Annotated in this window: 11 protein-coding genes and 1 pseudogene; 2 read left to right on the plus strand and 10 right to left on the minus strand. The window is 61.3% G+C overall.

Annotated features, from left to right (window positions below; genetic code table 11):
* Both Q0650_RS02050 and Q0650_RS02055 read left to right on the plus strand, forming a co-directional pair.
* Window positions 1-490 (plus strand): annotated as a pseudogene (locus Q0650_RS02050) (hypothetical protein); the annotation flags it as partial.
* 15 nt (window positions 491-505) lie between these two features.
* Entirely contained in the window at window positions 506-1,567 is a 1,062-nt protein-coding gene (locus Q0650_RS02055; protein ID WP_298815398.1) for a M48 family metallopeptidase, read from the plus strand.
* A gap of 46 nt (window positions 1,568-1,613) precedes the next feature.
* Here the strand turns inward: Q0650_RS02055 and Q0650_RS02060 are convergent, their stop codons facing one another.
* The 10 genes from Q0650_RS02060 to Q0650_RS02105 all read right to left on the minus strand — a co-directional run bounded on the left by Q0650_RS02060 (window position 1,614) and on the right by Q0650_RS02105 (window position 13,715).
* The gene (locus Q0650_RS02060) at window positions 1,614-3,089 is read right to left on the minus strand and encodes a cobyric acid synthase (protein ID WP_298815400.1); all 1,476 of its coding nucleotides are present in this window, start codon (window positions 3,087-3,089) and stop codon (window positions 1,614-1,616) included.
* 68 nt (window positions 3,090-3,157) lie between these two features.
* A complete protein-coding gene (locus Q0650_RS02065; RefSeq protein WP_298815402.1) occupies window positions 3,158-4,240 on the minus strand; it encodes a histidinol-phosphate transaminase in 1,083 nt (360 codons plus the stop codon).
* The gene (gene cobU / locus Q0650_RS02070) at window positions 4,219-4,773 is read right to left on the minus strand and encodes a bifunctional adenosylcobinamide kinase/adenosylcobinamide-phosphate guanylyltransferase (RefSeq protein WP_298815403.1); all 555 of its coding nucleotides are present in this window, start codon (window positions 4,771-4,773) and stop codon (window positions 4,219-4,221) included. The genes Q0650_RS02065 and cobU overlap by 22 nt, the downstream gene beginning before the upstream one ends.
* Before the next feature lie 38 nt (window positions 4,774-4,811).
* Window positions 4,812-6,215 carry a cobyrinate a,c-diamide synthase gene (locus Q0650_RS02075; protein ID WP_298815405.1) on the minus strand — a complete coding sequence of 468 codons (1,404 nt, stop codon included), beginning with the start codon at window positions 6,213-6,215 and terminating at the stop codon, window positions 4,812-4,814.
* Window positions 6,216-6,291: 76 nt separating this feature from the next.
* On the minus strand, window positions 6,292-7,074 hold the full coding sequence (gene cobA / locus Q0650_RS02080) for a uroporphyrinogen-III C-methyltransferase (protein ID WP_298815407.1): 783 nt from the start codon (window positions 7,072-7,074) through the stop codon (window positions 6,292-6,294).
* Window positions 7,075-7,221: 147 nt separating this feature from the next.
* On the minus strand, window positions 7,222-9,636 hold the full coding sequence (gene cobJ / locus Q0650_RS02085; RefSeq protein WP_298815409.1) for a precorrin-3B C(17)-methyltransferase: 2,415 nt from the start codon (window positions 9,634-9,636) through the stop codon (window positions 7,222-7,224).
* A gap of 58 nt (window positions 9,637-9,694) precedes the next feature.
* A complete protein-coding gene (gene cobM, locus Q0650_RS02090) occupies window positions 9,695-10,504 on the minus strand; it encodes a precorrin-4 C(11)-methyltransferase (RefSeq protein ID WP_298815411.1) in 810 nt (269 codons plus the stop codon).
* Entirely contained in the window at window positions 10,501-11,223 is a 723-nt protein-coding gene (gene cobI / locus Q0650_RS02095) for a precorrin-2 C(20)-methyltransferase (RefSeq protein WP_298815413.1), read from the minus strand. The genes cobM and cobI overlap by 4 nt, the downstream gene beginning before the upstream one ends.
* Window positions 11,224-11,253: 30 nt before the next feature.
* Window positions 11,254-12,483, minus strand: a complete 1,230-nt coding sequence (cbiE, locus tag Q0650_RS02100; RefSeq protein ID WP_298815414.1) for a precorrin-6y C5,15-methyltransferase (decarboxylating) subunit CbiE — start codon at window positions 12,481-12,483, stop codon at window positions 11,254-11,256.
* The gene (locus Q0650_RS02105) at window positions 12,480-13,715 is read right to left on the minus strand and encodes a cobalt-precorrin-5B (C(1))-methyltransferase (RefSeq protein WP_298815416.1); all 1,236 of its coding nucleotides are present in this window, start codon (window positions 13,713-13,715) and stop codon (window positions 12,480-12,482) included. The genes cbiE and Q0650_RS02105 overlap by 4 nt, the downstream gene beginning before the upstream one ends.
* Window positions 13,716-13,755: the final 40 nt, after the last annotated feature.

Here is a 13,755-nt window from a genome sequence, read left to right on the forward strand (position 1 = left end):
AGAACCAACGCCAGAACCAACACCAGAACCAACGCCGGTACCACCAGTGATCGATCCGGCCCAGGCCAATCCTGCTCTGGTTAGCCCCGGCACTGAGCTGACCAGCAATGGGTGGGGCTACGATTTTAATCAGCCTACCTATGCTGCGCCGATTATCGGGCCACTCAATGGCGTGACGCCGAACAATGGGCGCTTCGTGGTGGTGCTGGCTTTCGTGCGCAATACTACCGGTCAGGATCAACCGGTGCCGCTCGATTTCTTCGTGCTGAAAGACGCGCAGGGTCGCGTGTGGACGCCGCGCCTCGACGCTTCGGATGCGTATGTGATTCGCGGGGTGAATGCCGATTTGAGTCACAGCGAGCCGGTGCCTGCCGATAGTTTTGTGCGCAGTGTGGCAATCCTGTTTGACGTGGCGCCTGACGCGACCGATCTGGTCTTCTTCGCCCGTAGCAATCCCAATCAGGGTTGGCTGGTGCTGAGCCGGGTGTAATGACGCGGAGGCCGGGTGGGGGAAGAGACATCCATCGATCTTGAGCAGTGGTTGCGCCGCGGCGCGTGGGCAGCGCGCCGCGGCGATCTTGTCAGCGCGCGCCGGATCTTTCGCGCGCTGGCCCGGATCGCCCCCTCCGACCGGCGCGTATGGATCGGGTTGGCGCGAGTTGCGGAAAGTAGCGCCGAGCGCGAAGAGGCGTTACACCACGTCGCCACGATAGTTGCCGAACCGTTGCCGCCACCGTTACACCCGTCTGACCACAGCAGTGACAGCACACAAGCATCAGCGTTACGCAAGCCTGACCATAGCGCCGACAGCGCACAACTACCGGCATTGCCAGTCTCAGCTACGGTCGCCGAGACAACGTTACCACCACCGCTTGCGCCTGTTCCCCCCCGCGACCAACCGGTTCGATCCCGACGCAGCGCATACCGATGGTTACTTGCAACGTTGATTGCGCTCGCCATCGGGTTACTTGGGTTCGGATCATGGTTTCGTTCTGACCCTACCATATCATCATCATCGCCCAATCTCCCCCCCTCACTCGCCGCAATCGGCCCTTTGCCGACTCCGCTGGCGACCGGTATCGTTGTGATCACTCAGGTGATCCCATCACCATCGCCACTACCACCAACACCTTCACCGGTCCCAACCAGTTCGCCTGAGCCGAATATGCGCCCGGTAGGGCAGTTGATAGATCACGATAACTGGCAGATTGGCCTGTTGCGACCGGAAGATATTGTGATTATCGACGGCGAGCTGGGGATGATTCAACCGGCAGGCCGTTTATTGATTGTCCTGATTGCGGTGAGTAATGAAGCGATGACCGATCGCAGGCTGCCCGCCAATCTCTTCATGCTCGAAGATGATGCCGGGCAGCGATACTACCCTCTCAGCGAAGCGTCGAGTCGGTACCTCGAACAGTTCGGGCGCGGGTTGTACGGCGATCTGGCGCTCGAAGATGTGTTTACGGCGCAGAGTGGCTTGCGCAGCGTTCCGCTGTTATTTGATGTGCCAACGCATCGCGCGCCGGTGCGCCTGTGGGTAGGCGGCGAAGGATGGACACTGCGGTGAACTACCGGTGTTACCCTTCCTCACATCGGTAGCTTGTTGATATGCGTTATGTCGAAATAGGAAATAACCGCTCAAGTGCAGTTGATCCCAACGCCGCCGCAACGTGATCAGCCCATCGATCGAATGGATCGACCGATGGCGTCAGCTCGGCTGGTGGTTGCCAGCCGAGCTGACGGAGCCAGCCGCGCCGAAACTCATCATTGGCAAACAGTCCGTGCAGGTAGCAACCCCACACCCGACCATCGGGGCTGAGACAGCCATCGTCCTCTGCGATTGGTTCGTGGCCGCGCCGAACGAGACGCAGCAACGGTTGCGCCGCGCCGAGGCGACGACTGCGTCCCATGTGAATCTCGTATCCGCGCAGAGGCCCGGCGCCAGCCCAGGTTACGAGCGCATGCGCCTCGGTTTGCGTTGTCTGTTTTTCGGCGGCAAAGACGGTCTCGACCGGCAACAGACCCAGGCCTGCGTCCTCGCCACCGTCACCCTCTACGGCAAGCGGATCGCTGATCCGTTCACCGAGAAGCTGGTAGCCGCCACAAATCCCGACTATCGCCCCGGGGAAACAGCGCAGAGCCGCATCAAACCCTTGCTCGCGCAGCCAGCGCCGGGCAGCAAGGGTGTGTTTGGTGCCGGGTAAGATCACCGCTGCCGCGCCGGTTAATTCTGCTGGATGGTCGATGTAGCGCACGGTAACGCCTGGTTCATGGGCCAGCGGATCGAAGTCGTCGAAGTTGGCGATGGCCGGCAAGCGGATGACGGCAATCGTCAGACTACCTGATCCGAAAGCGGCAGTCTGATCAAGCGCCACTGCATCCTCTTCGGGCAGAGCGAGATCGGTCAACCATGGTATGACGCCTAACACCGGCAAGCCGCTCCGCTCTTCCAGAATCCGCACACCATCGATAAAGAGCGCTGGGTCGCCACGAAAGCGATTGACAATCAGGCCTTCAACCAGTCTGCGCTCTTGCGGTTCAAGCAGCATCAGGGTGCCGAGCAATTGAGCAAAAATCCCGCCACGATCGATGTCTCCCACCAAGAGTACGCGGGCCTGGGCATAGACGGCTACCCGCATATTGACAATATCACCCGCCTTGAGGTTGAGTTCGACCGGACTGCCGGCTCCTTCCACAATCACCAGATCGTATTCGGCGCGTAGCGCAGCGAGGTTGCGCGTGACAACCGACCACAAGGCTGCCTTGCGTTGCCAGAAATCGGCAGCATCGAGGGTATGCCATGGTTTGCCTTCGACGATGATCTGACTTCGGCGCGATCCTTCTGGTTTGATCAAGATCGGATTCATGGCGACAGTGGGCGCAATACCGGCAGCGGCAGCCTGCATAGCGGTACTGCGCGCGATCTCGCCACCATCGGCAGTGACAGCGGCATTGTTGCTCATGTTTTGGGCTTTGAATGGCGCGACCCGGAGACCACGCCGGGCCGCCAGCCGGCAGAGGGCCGCGACCAGCACACTCTTGCCAACTGACGAGGCCGTGCCGACAACCATTAAGACGGGCGCAGGCATAGAAATTCCCCCGTAGATACGAATGCTCATTCCAAATTGATCAAATGTTCCTGCGCAACGCGCGCGATCTACTGCTCCAGTTCGAGGAGTTCCTGCCATGCTGCCAGCAAGCGAGCATTCTCTGCCGGACGACGCGGCGCAACCCGCACCCATTCCGGTAAGCCAAACGATGTACAGTCACGCACCACACAACCACGAGCGAGCAACCGGCGGCGCGTGAGCGCACCATTAGCGCATTGCGCTAGCATGAAAGGCAAATGGGCGCGCCAGACGGTCAAACCAAGCTGGCGCAAACCGCGCATGAGATCGTCACTGACTGCCCACCATTGAGACAGAGTCGTCGGCAAAAACGTGGTATCGGCAAGCATGGCGAGCGCCGCCGTCTGCGCCGCACTGCTGACACTCCAGGCCGGCTGGTAGCGCGCGATGGCAGCAACGATGGCGGGATCGGCGATCAGATACCCGATACGCAAACCGGCAACGGCATAGCTCTTGGTGAGCGAATAGATTCGGATCAGGCGCGCTGGCGTCTCCTGATCAAGTGGATCGTGACCGGTATCATCCCGACCTAACCCGAAGTAAGCCCGATCAAGGACGAGCCAGCCATTAATATCGGCGCAGGCATGCGCCAGCGCAATGATCGATCCGATTGCCAGGCTGGTTCCCACTGGATTGTTGGGCGAACAGAGCCACACCAGTCGCGGACGCACCTGTGCGATGGTCGCCAGGAGCGCGTTCAGATCGAGTTGAAATTGCTCATGGGCAGCGCTTTGCACCTCTACTACCGGCATTGCGACCAGTCGGCAGGCGTGCGCATACTCACCGTAGACCGGAGTCACGATGAGCGCAATTGCGCCGGCTTCACCGAGCGCGCGCGCCGTCAGATGGATGAGTTCGTTGGCGCCGTTGCCGACCAGTACCGAGTCGATGTGACATTGGTGACGAGCAGCCAGTTGCCGGCGCAGGCGCAGGCAACTGCGATCCGGATACGGTGCGGGATTGAGGTTCTGCAATGCATTTAGCACCGCCGCAGGTGGGCCGAAGGGGTTGATATTGCTGCTAAAGTCGATGAGCGATTCGACGGACACACCGAGCGCCGCCAGCTCGGCCTCGTCAAGCGCGCCATGCACTACTGTGCCACCCGATTCCATGCTGCCTCCAGTGCGCGTAGTTCGACCGGAATACCGCAGACAACCAGATAGACCGCCGTTGCCGCAGCAGCCACTCGCTGATTGGCCAACCCTAGCAGATCGCGGTATTGACGGCCAAGAGGATACGCGGGCACGATGCCCATACCAACCTCGTTGGTGACGACAATCAGCGTCAGATCGCGCTGAGAAACAATAGCCAGCAAATGATCGAGTTCTCGATTAATAGCCGGCTCAGGATCTGATTCATAAGCCAGCAAAAGATTGCTTAGCAACAGTGACAGACAATCGAGCAAGACAACCGTCCCCGCCGGTAGATCGGCGAGAGGAGCGGCGACATTGAGGGACGCTTCGATTGTGCGCCACGTCAGCGGACGCCGGGCGCGATGACGGGTAATTCGGTCGCGCATCTCGTCATCACCGGCAGTGGCTGTGGCGAGATAGACAACCTGTTCGCTCAACTGAGCGGCGTAACGTTCGGCGCACCGGCTTTTGCCGCTCCGCGCGCCGCCGGTAAAGAGGATGATCGCGCTCACCGCTGGTTACCTCCAGGCTTGCGGATTACCGATATTCGCTATGGTGAACCTGATTCTGTTTGCGCGCCAGCATATTGCTGCGCGGCGATAACGAAGCGCTCAGCGGCATGCGGACAACTCAAGAAGTGCAGGTGAATGTATGAAGCCAGGGTCTGCCCGATCACAACTCCCTCATTCACCACCTGCGAGCGCATCGCATCTGGGAGACAGGTGTACAGTGTTGGCAGGATAAGCGGGCGATCTTCCCAAACCGAATAGTGAAATTCGTGCCCGCGCAGCGTCTCGCCAGCCCGCCAGAGCCACGTATCGATCTGCGCCACAACGGTGCGGTAGCCTAGCGTCAGACGGCCAGTCATCCGCGAGCGACCAGGCAAGAGGCCAACCATTGGAAACGCCTGACCGTGCTGATCGATTAAGGTCTCGGTGAGATACATCAGGCCACCACACTCGGCGTACACCGGCATATCGGCGCTGGCCGCGGCGCGGATAGCGTTCAGCATCGATTGATTTGCGCTCAATTGAGCGGCGTAGAGTTCGGGAAAGCCGCCGCCCAGGTAGATTGCCGCTACTCCTGCCGGCAATGCAGTGTCGCGCAGTGGGCTAAAGAAGGCCAGCTCGGCGCCGGCGGCGCGCAACAGATCAAGATTATCTGGATAGATAAAATTGAAAGCTTCATCGCGAGCGACAGCAATTAGAGGGCGAGTACCTGACACCGGCCTGACCGGTAATTGATCGGACGTCTCCAAAGATGGCGCTGTCTCTGCAATTGCCAGCAGCCGATCGAGATCAATCGTTGCCGCTACCTGGTCTGCTACCGCATCGAGCCATTCCTGCCAGCGTCCCGGCTCGGCAACAGGAACCAGGCCGAGATGGCGTTCGGGGAGGGTGAAGGTTTCGGTTCGCGGCAGATAGCCAAGCACCGGCACGCCAACGGTCTGTTCGATAGCAGTCGTGATCATTGCCGCGTGACGCGGACTGCCAACCCGATTGAGAATGACACCGCCGATCTGAAGCCGCCGGTCAAAATCGCGCAAACCGGCGATCAGAGCAGCGGCAGTGCGAGCCATTGCCCGCGCATCAAGCACGATCAGCACCGGCGTAGCGGTCAGGCGCGCAATATGGGCGCTGCTGCCGGTATCGTCATCACCGGCATAGCCGTCGAACAAGCCCATCACCCCTTCGATCAGGGCAAGATCGGCATTGACACTGCGGCGGACGAGAACGCCGGCTATCTGCGCCGATGGGATTAACCACGAGTCGAGATTGAAGCAGGGATGCCCGGCAGCCAGGCTGTGGTAACCGGGATCGATATAGTCAGGCCCGCACTTAAACGGTGCGATACGCAGACCACGCCGGCGCAGGGCTGCGATCAAACCGGCAGTGATGGTCGTTTTACCGCTACCGCTCATTGGCGCAGCGAGTAAGAGACGAGGCAAACGCATAGCAGACGCTCCACATGTAAGTTGCGCTGGCGCGAGCGCAGCGCCTCGCAAAGGTTACGTAGACCGCACCGGTAAGCTATCTTTCTTCCCATAGCATCGGTTCGGTAGCAACGCTCATTGGATCGAACCACGCCAGCGCACTGGCCAGCTTTGCCACTTCACCAACCACCAGCACCGCCGGCGGCGGCAGTTGCGCATTCTGCTGATAAGCAGGCAACGCGGCCAGCGTGGCCAGGAGCAGGCGCTGATCGCAACTGGCCCCGCGACTGATCAGGGCAGCCGGCGTCGCCGGATCGCGTCCGGCTGCGATGAGATGGGCACAAACCTGCTCTAACCGGCCAAGAGCCATCAATACTACCAGCGTCGGCGAGGCAGCCAGCAACGCCCAACTGACGCCACTACAGCCGTCAGGAGTCACTTCGTGGCCGGACACTACCGTGAATGCTGAAGCGACACCCCGCCACGTAAGGGGAATGCCGGCGTGCAGTGGCACGGCCAGCGCCGACGAGACACCGGGCACGATCTCGAATGGCAAACCGGCAGCCGCCAGCGCCGTTGCTTCTTCGACCAGATGGGCAAAGACTCCGGGATCGCCACCCTTCAACCGCACAACCTGCAAGCCGGCCCGCACCAGTCGCACCAGCGTCTCGGTGATGCCATCCTGACGGAAAGTGTGACAGCCGGGTCGTTTGCCAACAAAAATCCGCTCGGCGTGGGGCGGCGCTTCATCGAGCAGGCTGGCTGCAATCAGACGGTCGTAGATGACGGCATCGGCTTGCCGCAAAACGGTCAATCCGCGAACAGTAATGAGGTCGGCACGACCAGGGCCGGCGCCGACAAGATACGCTTTACCGGTCATAATGCACTCCGGTGATGAAAACACGCGGTCGAACCAAAACGCACAGAGTCTCACGTTCCTGTTTGCTGTACTGGTGAAGGTCTGACCATCGGCAGACAAAGAGCCGGTGAATTGCATGCCATGTAGAGCGGCGAGAAGGGTAACACATTACGCCCCCTGATCAATCTTCATCTGCAACCACTGCGCAATGGCATCACGCATGGCGCTGACGCGGGCCGGCGCTGCGCCACTACTGCTCACGGCAATGGTCAGGCCGCCGCTGCGGTGAACGGCAGGCACATGAAAATCGCCGGCGGCAGGATCATCAACGACATTGCAGAGCGCACCGGTGGCGCTGGCAGCCGCCGCAATGCGCGCATTGACTGCGCGATCATCGGTCGCAGCGAAGACGAGCCGCGCCCCGGACAGATCGCCAGCCTGATAGTCACGCTGTTCCCAGATCAAACGGCCTTCAGCCGCCCACGCTGCCAGGGTTGGAGTCACCGTAGGGCTGATCAATCGCACCGGAAAGCCGGCATTGAGGAGACCCTGCACTTTGCGCTCGCCAACAGTGCCGCCGCCGATGACGACTGTCGGTAGATGAGATGGTTTGGTCAACACGATTGGATACGTCCGTGGCGGATCGGATGACTCGACCGGCGTAGCCGTCGAGTGCCTTGGCGTTGTATAGCCGCGTGGCGTCACCATCCGCCCGGCCAGGGTGAAGCTCTGGCTATTGCCGATCAAGACCACAGTGAGCATATCAGCCTGGGCAGGATCGGCTTCGGCCAGGGTTACCAGCGTAATCTGCTCATCGGCGCGGGATACCTGGCGACCGAATGCAACCGGCGTAGATGAGGGACGATATTCGCGCATAATGGCGAGAGCGGCAGCCAGTTGCCAGTTTCGCCCCTGCGAACGCGGATTGTAGAGCGCGACCACGAAATCGGCCTGCGCAGCGGCGCGTAGACGGCGTTCGATCAACGGCCATGGCGTGAGCAGATCGCTGAGACTGATCAAACAGAGATCGTGATTGACCGGCGCCCCAAGACAGGCCGCCAATGCCTGAAATGCACTCACACCGGGAATGACTTCAACTGCTGGATGGCTACCATCCCAACCTTCGGCCTGGAGTGTTTCGAAAACCGGCGCGGCCATCGCATAGATGCCGATGTCGCCGCTACTCACCAGCGCCACTCGCCGACCAGCTCGCGCCAGTTCGATAGCTGCGCGCGCCCGCCCCAGCTCATCGCCCATCGCCGGCGTGACGATCAGCTCCTGATCGGGTCGTAGCAGTGGCCGGATAAGGTCGATGTAACGGCCATAGCCGGTTACGACCTCGGCCTGCGAGAGCGCCAATCGCGCCGCTTCAGTCAGATGCGCCAGATCACCAGGACCAATGCTCACCAGGGTGAGCTGACCTGAGGCGGGAGTGGTGCGGTGGAGGTTACCGGCAGTTGATTGGACGGCTACGAGCTTGTTGGGCGGCTGCGGCTGAGGTGAGAGCGCCGACAGATCGCGTCGCAACGCAACCGCAACGGTGCAGCGAGCAAAGGCGCGCTTGGGCACGAGCAGCGGCCCCCCGGCAACCAGCGCGGCACACGGTTCGGCCACACCCGGTAAATCGAAGCGAGCAGCCGCGCTAGGGCTAAACGCTTCCGGGTCGAGCTTGCGCAACTGTTCGGCAGTGATGACCGTCAGCGGAACATTCATCTGCGCGGCCAGCGCAACGAGTCCCGGCTCGGCAGCTTTGAGTTCGACGGTGGCCACAGTTGCCACATATTCCGGGCAGAGATCGGCTGCCGCCAGCACGCTCGCCACGGCATCAGCTAATTCGGCAACCGGTGTGTCGCGCCGACAACCAACGCCGACGACCAGAGCCGGCAGCAGGTAGCGCAACCCTTTGTGGCGCAGCTCGGCCCACAGACCGTTTAACCGACGGTGGGAAACGAAGATTACGGCGGCAAAGCGTTCGTCGGTCAACGCAGTTGGTTGATTAACCCATTCCACCGCAGGCGCTGCTGAGAGTTCGCTAGCCAGCAGGTCACGCGCCTCCAGCAGCGCCGGATCGACCCACACTCCGAGCCGATCACCGTTGACAAGGCATGCCATCACGTGAGTCGTCGCCGAGTCGGCTGCCAGCCGCCAGCCCTGCGCGCGCCCGATCAAATCGAGCGCTGGCAAGCCCTGCGTATCGCTAGAAGTGGTGATTACTGCCTGGCCGCCGGTAAGCATTGCCAGGCGACGAGCCAAATCGTTGGCGCCGGCGCGATGACCACCGGCCAGCGGGATCGCGAAGCGACCATCTTCGGCCAGGCAGACCACCGCTGGATCGGTGGTCTTGTCGCGCAGCAATGGCGCAATCATACGCACAGCGATGCCGGTTGCGCCAATGAAGATGATGGCCCGCGCAGTTATCCAGATCATCCGTACCGCCTCGGCCAGCACGGTGTATGGACGGGCCGCAGGCGCGGCGGTCGCAAAACGGGCCGGCACCCACACGGTGGCCGTCAACTCGCGCGCGAGATGCTCGGCCAGTGTAACGCCGGCGCGCGTGATTGCAATGATAGCAAGTTCGGACATACAACACCTCAGCACGGCATCTATGGAGGAGCAAGCAACATGCTGAAACCTCCGCGCATCAATCGTCACCGCCTGCGCGCCGACGCAGACGGTGGCTGTAGGTCGGATCGTAGAGGCGACTGGTCGGGCGATCTGCGCGTTTGTGCGCCGGATTCAGCGCTTCACCAACCAGAATCAAGGCCTGACGGGTAAAGCCAGCCGCCTTGACTCGAGCAGCAATGTCGCCCAAAGTGCCGTGAATGATCACTTCGTCAGGCCACGTGACACGATACGCAACCACCACCGGCGTGTCGGCAGTGTAGACGCCACCGGCCAACAGCTCAGCCACCACTTGCTGAATGCGCGTGATACCGAGATAGATTGCCAGCGACGCGCCGTGAGTAGCCAGTTGCGCCAGTTGCTCGCGCTCGGGCAGAGGGGTGCGTCCGGCGGGGCGAGTGAAGATGATGGTCTGCACCAGTTCCGGTACGGTCAGCTCGACGCCAAGGCGGGCAGCGAGCGCAAAGGCAGCAGTTACTCCCGGCACCACTTCGTAAGGAACGCCGGCTGCCTCCAGCGCGGCCATCTGTTCGTGGATTGCGCCGTAGAGAGCGGGATCGCCGCTGTGCAAGCGCACCGTCACCTGACCGGCCCGGGCTGCTTCTACCATCAGATTGACGATCTGGTCGAGATGCATGGTGACTGTGCCGAGAATACGCGCATCGGCGCGAGCATAAGCCGCCGGCAAGGCCGCATCGACCAGGCTATCGGCGTAGAGGATCAGATCGGCCTGCGCGAGTAGATCGCGCCCGCGCACCGTGATCAGATCAGGCGCGCCGGGGCCGGCGCCAACAAAGTAGACGGTTCCAGGAACAGCAAGATAGGTCATAACATCTCTCCACGACGGACAATCACCAGTGACAGGTAAGGGCGATGCTGCGGATCGAGTGCGCGCAGATCGCGGGTGATAAACTCGCCCTCCAGTCCCACTCTCTCAGCATAGAGGGCGTGGTCGAGCAGACCGGCCTGTTCAAGCGCAGTCACGATGGACGGCAAGACCGAACCGGCCTTCATCAACACTACCGTCGCAAACTCGGCGAGCAGACGTTGCAAGGCGGCGGCATCAGTCTCGTAGCTGGCCGGCAACACAATTAGCCGTTCATCGGCCAGAGCGAGTGGCAGACCACCGGCAGCAGCAGCGGCGGCAAATGAGGTGACGCCGGGAATGATCTTGACCGGGAGATCGGGCGCAAGCGTCCGCAATTCGCGCCAGAGGTAGACGAAGGTGCCGTAGAGCAGCGGATCGCCGAGCAAGAGGTAAACACCGCGCGGTCGTTCGCGTAGCCCGGCGGTCATGACCGCAGCGGCTGCCTGCCACGCCGGGCGCAATTGACCAGAGTCGCGCGTCATCGGCAGCGGCAGGGTGACGATGCGCTGACGGTCGTGATCGATCCACAGGTCGGCAATGCGTAGCGCAATGCTGCTGTCGCCGTCGCGATTCTGCGGGGCAAAGATGATGTCAGCAGCTTGCAAAGCGCGCAGACCTTTAAGCGTAATCAATTCGGGGTCACCGGGGCCGAGACCGATGACGGTCAATTCTGCATTCATAGCTGATCCGTTACGCTAACGACGCTTTCCTTACCCGGACGGGTTCGGAGGCGCGTCATCTTTCATCCACGTCACCACAAAAACCGGATTGAGCGCAACCAGGCGCAGATCGGTCTGGATCGGTACAGCCCGGTTGATCTGCACCTGCATGACTCGCGCTGTCGGCAAGAGCGCCAGCGCCTCGGTCAGATGACCGGTGAGCACGAGATTGAGCACCAGCCGTCCTCGCGGACGGAGCCGCTGCCGGGCCAGGGCAATGATCTCACGCAACCGGCCACCGCTACCGCCGACAAAGATCGCTGCCGGATCGGGCCAGTCAGAGCAGGCTTCGGGCGCTTCACCATGCGTCAGATGCAGATTTGGAGCCGGAAAGCGACTCAGATTGACGCGAATGTGCTCAATAAAGTTCGCCCGTCGCTCGACGGCGTAGACGCGCGCGGTTGGACAGGCGCGCGCCGCTTCGATTGCCACCGAACCACTGCCGGCGCCGATGTCCCAGAGCACTTCACCGGGCTGGAGTGCCAGTTCGGCCAGACTGAGCAGACGCACTTCGCGCTTGGTAATCTGGCCGGCCTCAGTGCTGAATACTTCATCAGGGAGACCAGGAGGAACAGGCCGCAGCGGATGCTCGTTCCAGACTACCAGTACATTGAGCGGATCGAACTCAGTCGCGAGGATGTCGGCGAGAGTTGCTGCTATCACGCGCTGGCGCGGCCCACCGAGCTGTTCGCACACAGCGCAACGACTGTTTGGCGCCAGTCCCGCTTCGATGAGCGCGCGGGCAATCACGGCTGGGGTTTGGATGCGGTCGGTGAGAATGGCTGCTTTGGTGGCGGTAAGCACAGTTGGAATGATTGCAGCTACTGGACGACCATGAGCGCTGAGCAGCACTGCATCGTGCCACGGCTCGGCCAATGCGGCAAAGGCGAGCTGGGCCGACGTTGGCGCGGGTAGAATTTCGAGAGCATCAGGAGGGAAAACCCGCCGTAAACTGACACCAATACCGTACCAGAGCGGATCGCCAGAAGCCAGCACGACCGCAGTGGCGCCGCTTTCCCAGACCTGTTGCAGACGAACCAGCGCCGGTTCGACACTGGACTCGATCACCAGCCGTTCGCCGGTAAACTCAGGGAAGGCAGCCAGATGGCGCTTCCCGCCAACCAGAAGATCGGCGTGAGCGATCCGCTCATAAAGGTGAGCCGGCAAACTATCTCGCCCGGCATCGGTCAGGCCAAGCACAAGAATGGAAGCCCGCGTCATCCTTCCTCCTCCGCGATTGCGTCAGTTTCGGGTAGCGGGTCGGTCACAATTCGTTCGATCAGCGGCGGCGGCGGCGTGGATGGGGCGACACGACCGGCGCTTTTGGTTGCAGCGCGCGCCAGCACAGTGCCGTCAAAATCGACCAAAATCACCTCTACATCCATTGCCCCACCCTGGGCAGTGATGAAACGCACACACTGCTCAAGCGCCAGTTCGACAATCCGCTGCAATGGGGCGCGTTGACCGGCGGCCTGACACAACTCAAGCACGTGGCGACCGGTATTGGCCTGAGCCACTGCCTGCACCAATTCGTCCGGCGCGCCTGTATCGCGACAGACCTGGGCCACAAAGGCAACATCGACCTGATTGCCGGCAACGTGGGTTTGCATATGTCCCTGAGCGGTTTTGATCATCTTGCCGATCATGCCGACAAACACGACTGCGGGAACGCCGTGGGCAACGCAGGTTTTGAGCGCATCGCCGGTAAAGACACTCAACTCGACAAAGGCAATCTCCGGCAATTCGGGAAATATGTGCATGGCAAATTTTTCGGAGCGCCCCCCGGTACAGAGAACAATTTTCGGCACACCGTTGCGCGCCGCCATTTCAACAGCCTGGATGACGCTGGCTCGCCAGGCTGCTGTGCTGTAGGGAAAGACCTTCCCGGTCGTACCGAGAATGCTGATCCCGCCGATGATGCCAAGACGAGGATTAAGAGTCTTTTGCGCGATTTGCGCGCCATTGGGCACGCTGATAATCACTTCCAGACCAGCCTGGCTGAGAAACGCTTCGCCACCGGGCGCGTATTCACGCGCGGCATCGGTCACGTTGGCGGTGATCTGCTGGCGCGGAACCGGGTTGATGGCCGGGCCGCCAACCGGTAAGCCCAGACCGGGCAGGGTCACCCGTCCTACGCCCTCGCCGCCTTCGAGATGAATACCTGGCGTTTCAACGATGCGCACCGTGGCACAAATCAGCGCGCCGTGAGTCACATCGGGATCATCACCAGCGTCTTTGCGCATGCAGCAATAGGCGCCGGTTGCGTCCAGGCGTTTCACGACCGGCGTCATAGTGGCGGTTTCGCCAATGGGCAAGGTGATGGTTACCTGTTCGGGCCATTCACCGCTGAACAACGCGATGGTAGCGGCTTTGGCCGCAGCAGCAGCATTGCTGCCGGTGGTGTAACCGGTGCGCGAACCGCGTTTGTTGCGAGGTGGAACCATATCAGCCATCTGGCTGCTCCGTTCTTGCATTGACAGGCACAGATTGCCG

The organism is uncultured Chloroflexus sp. (assembly GCF_937129525.1).
Taxonomy (GTDB): Bacteria; Chloroflexota; Chloroflexia; order Chloroflexales; family Chloroflexaceae; genus Chloroflexus.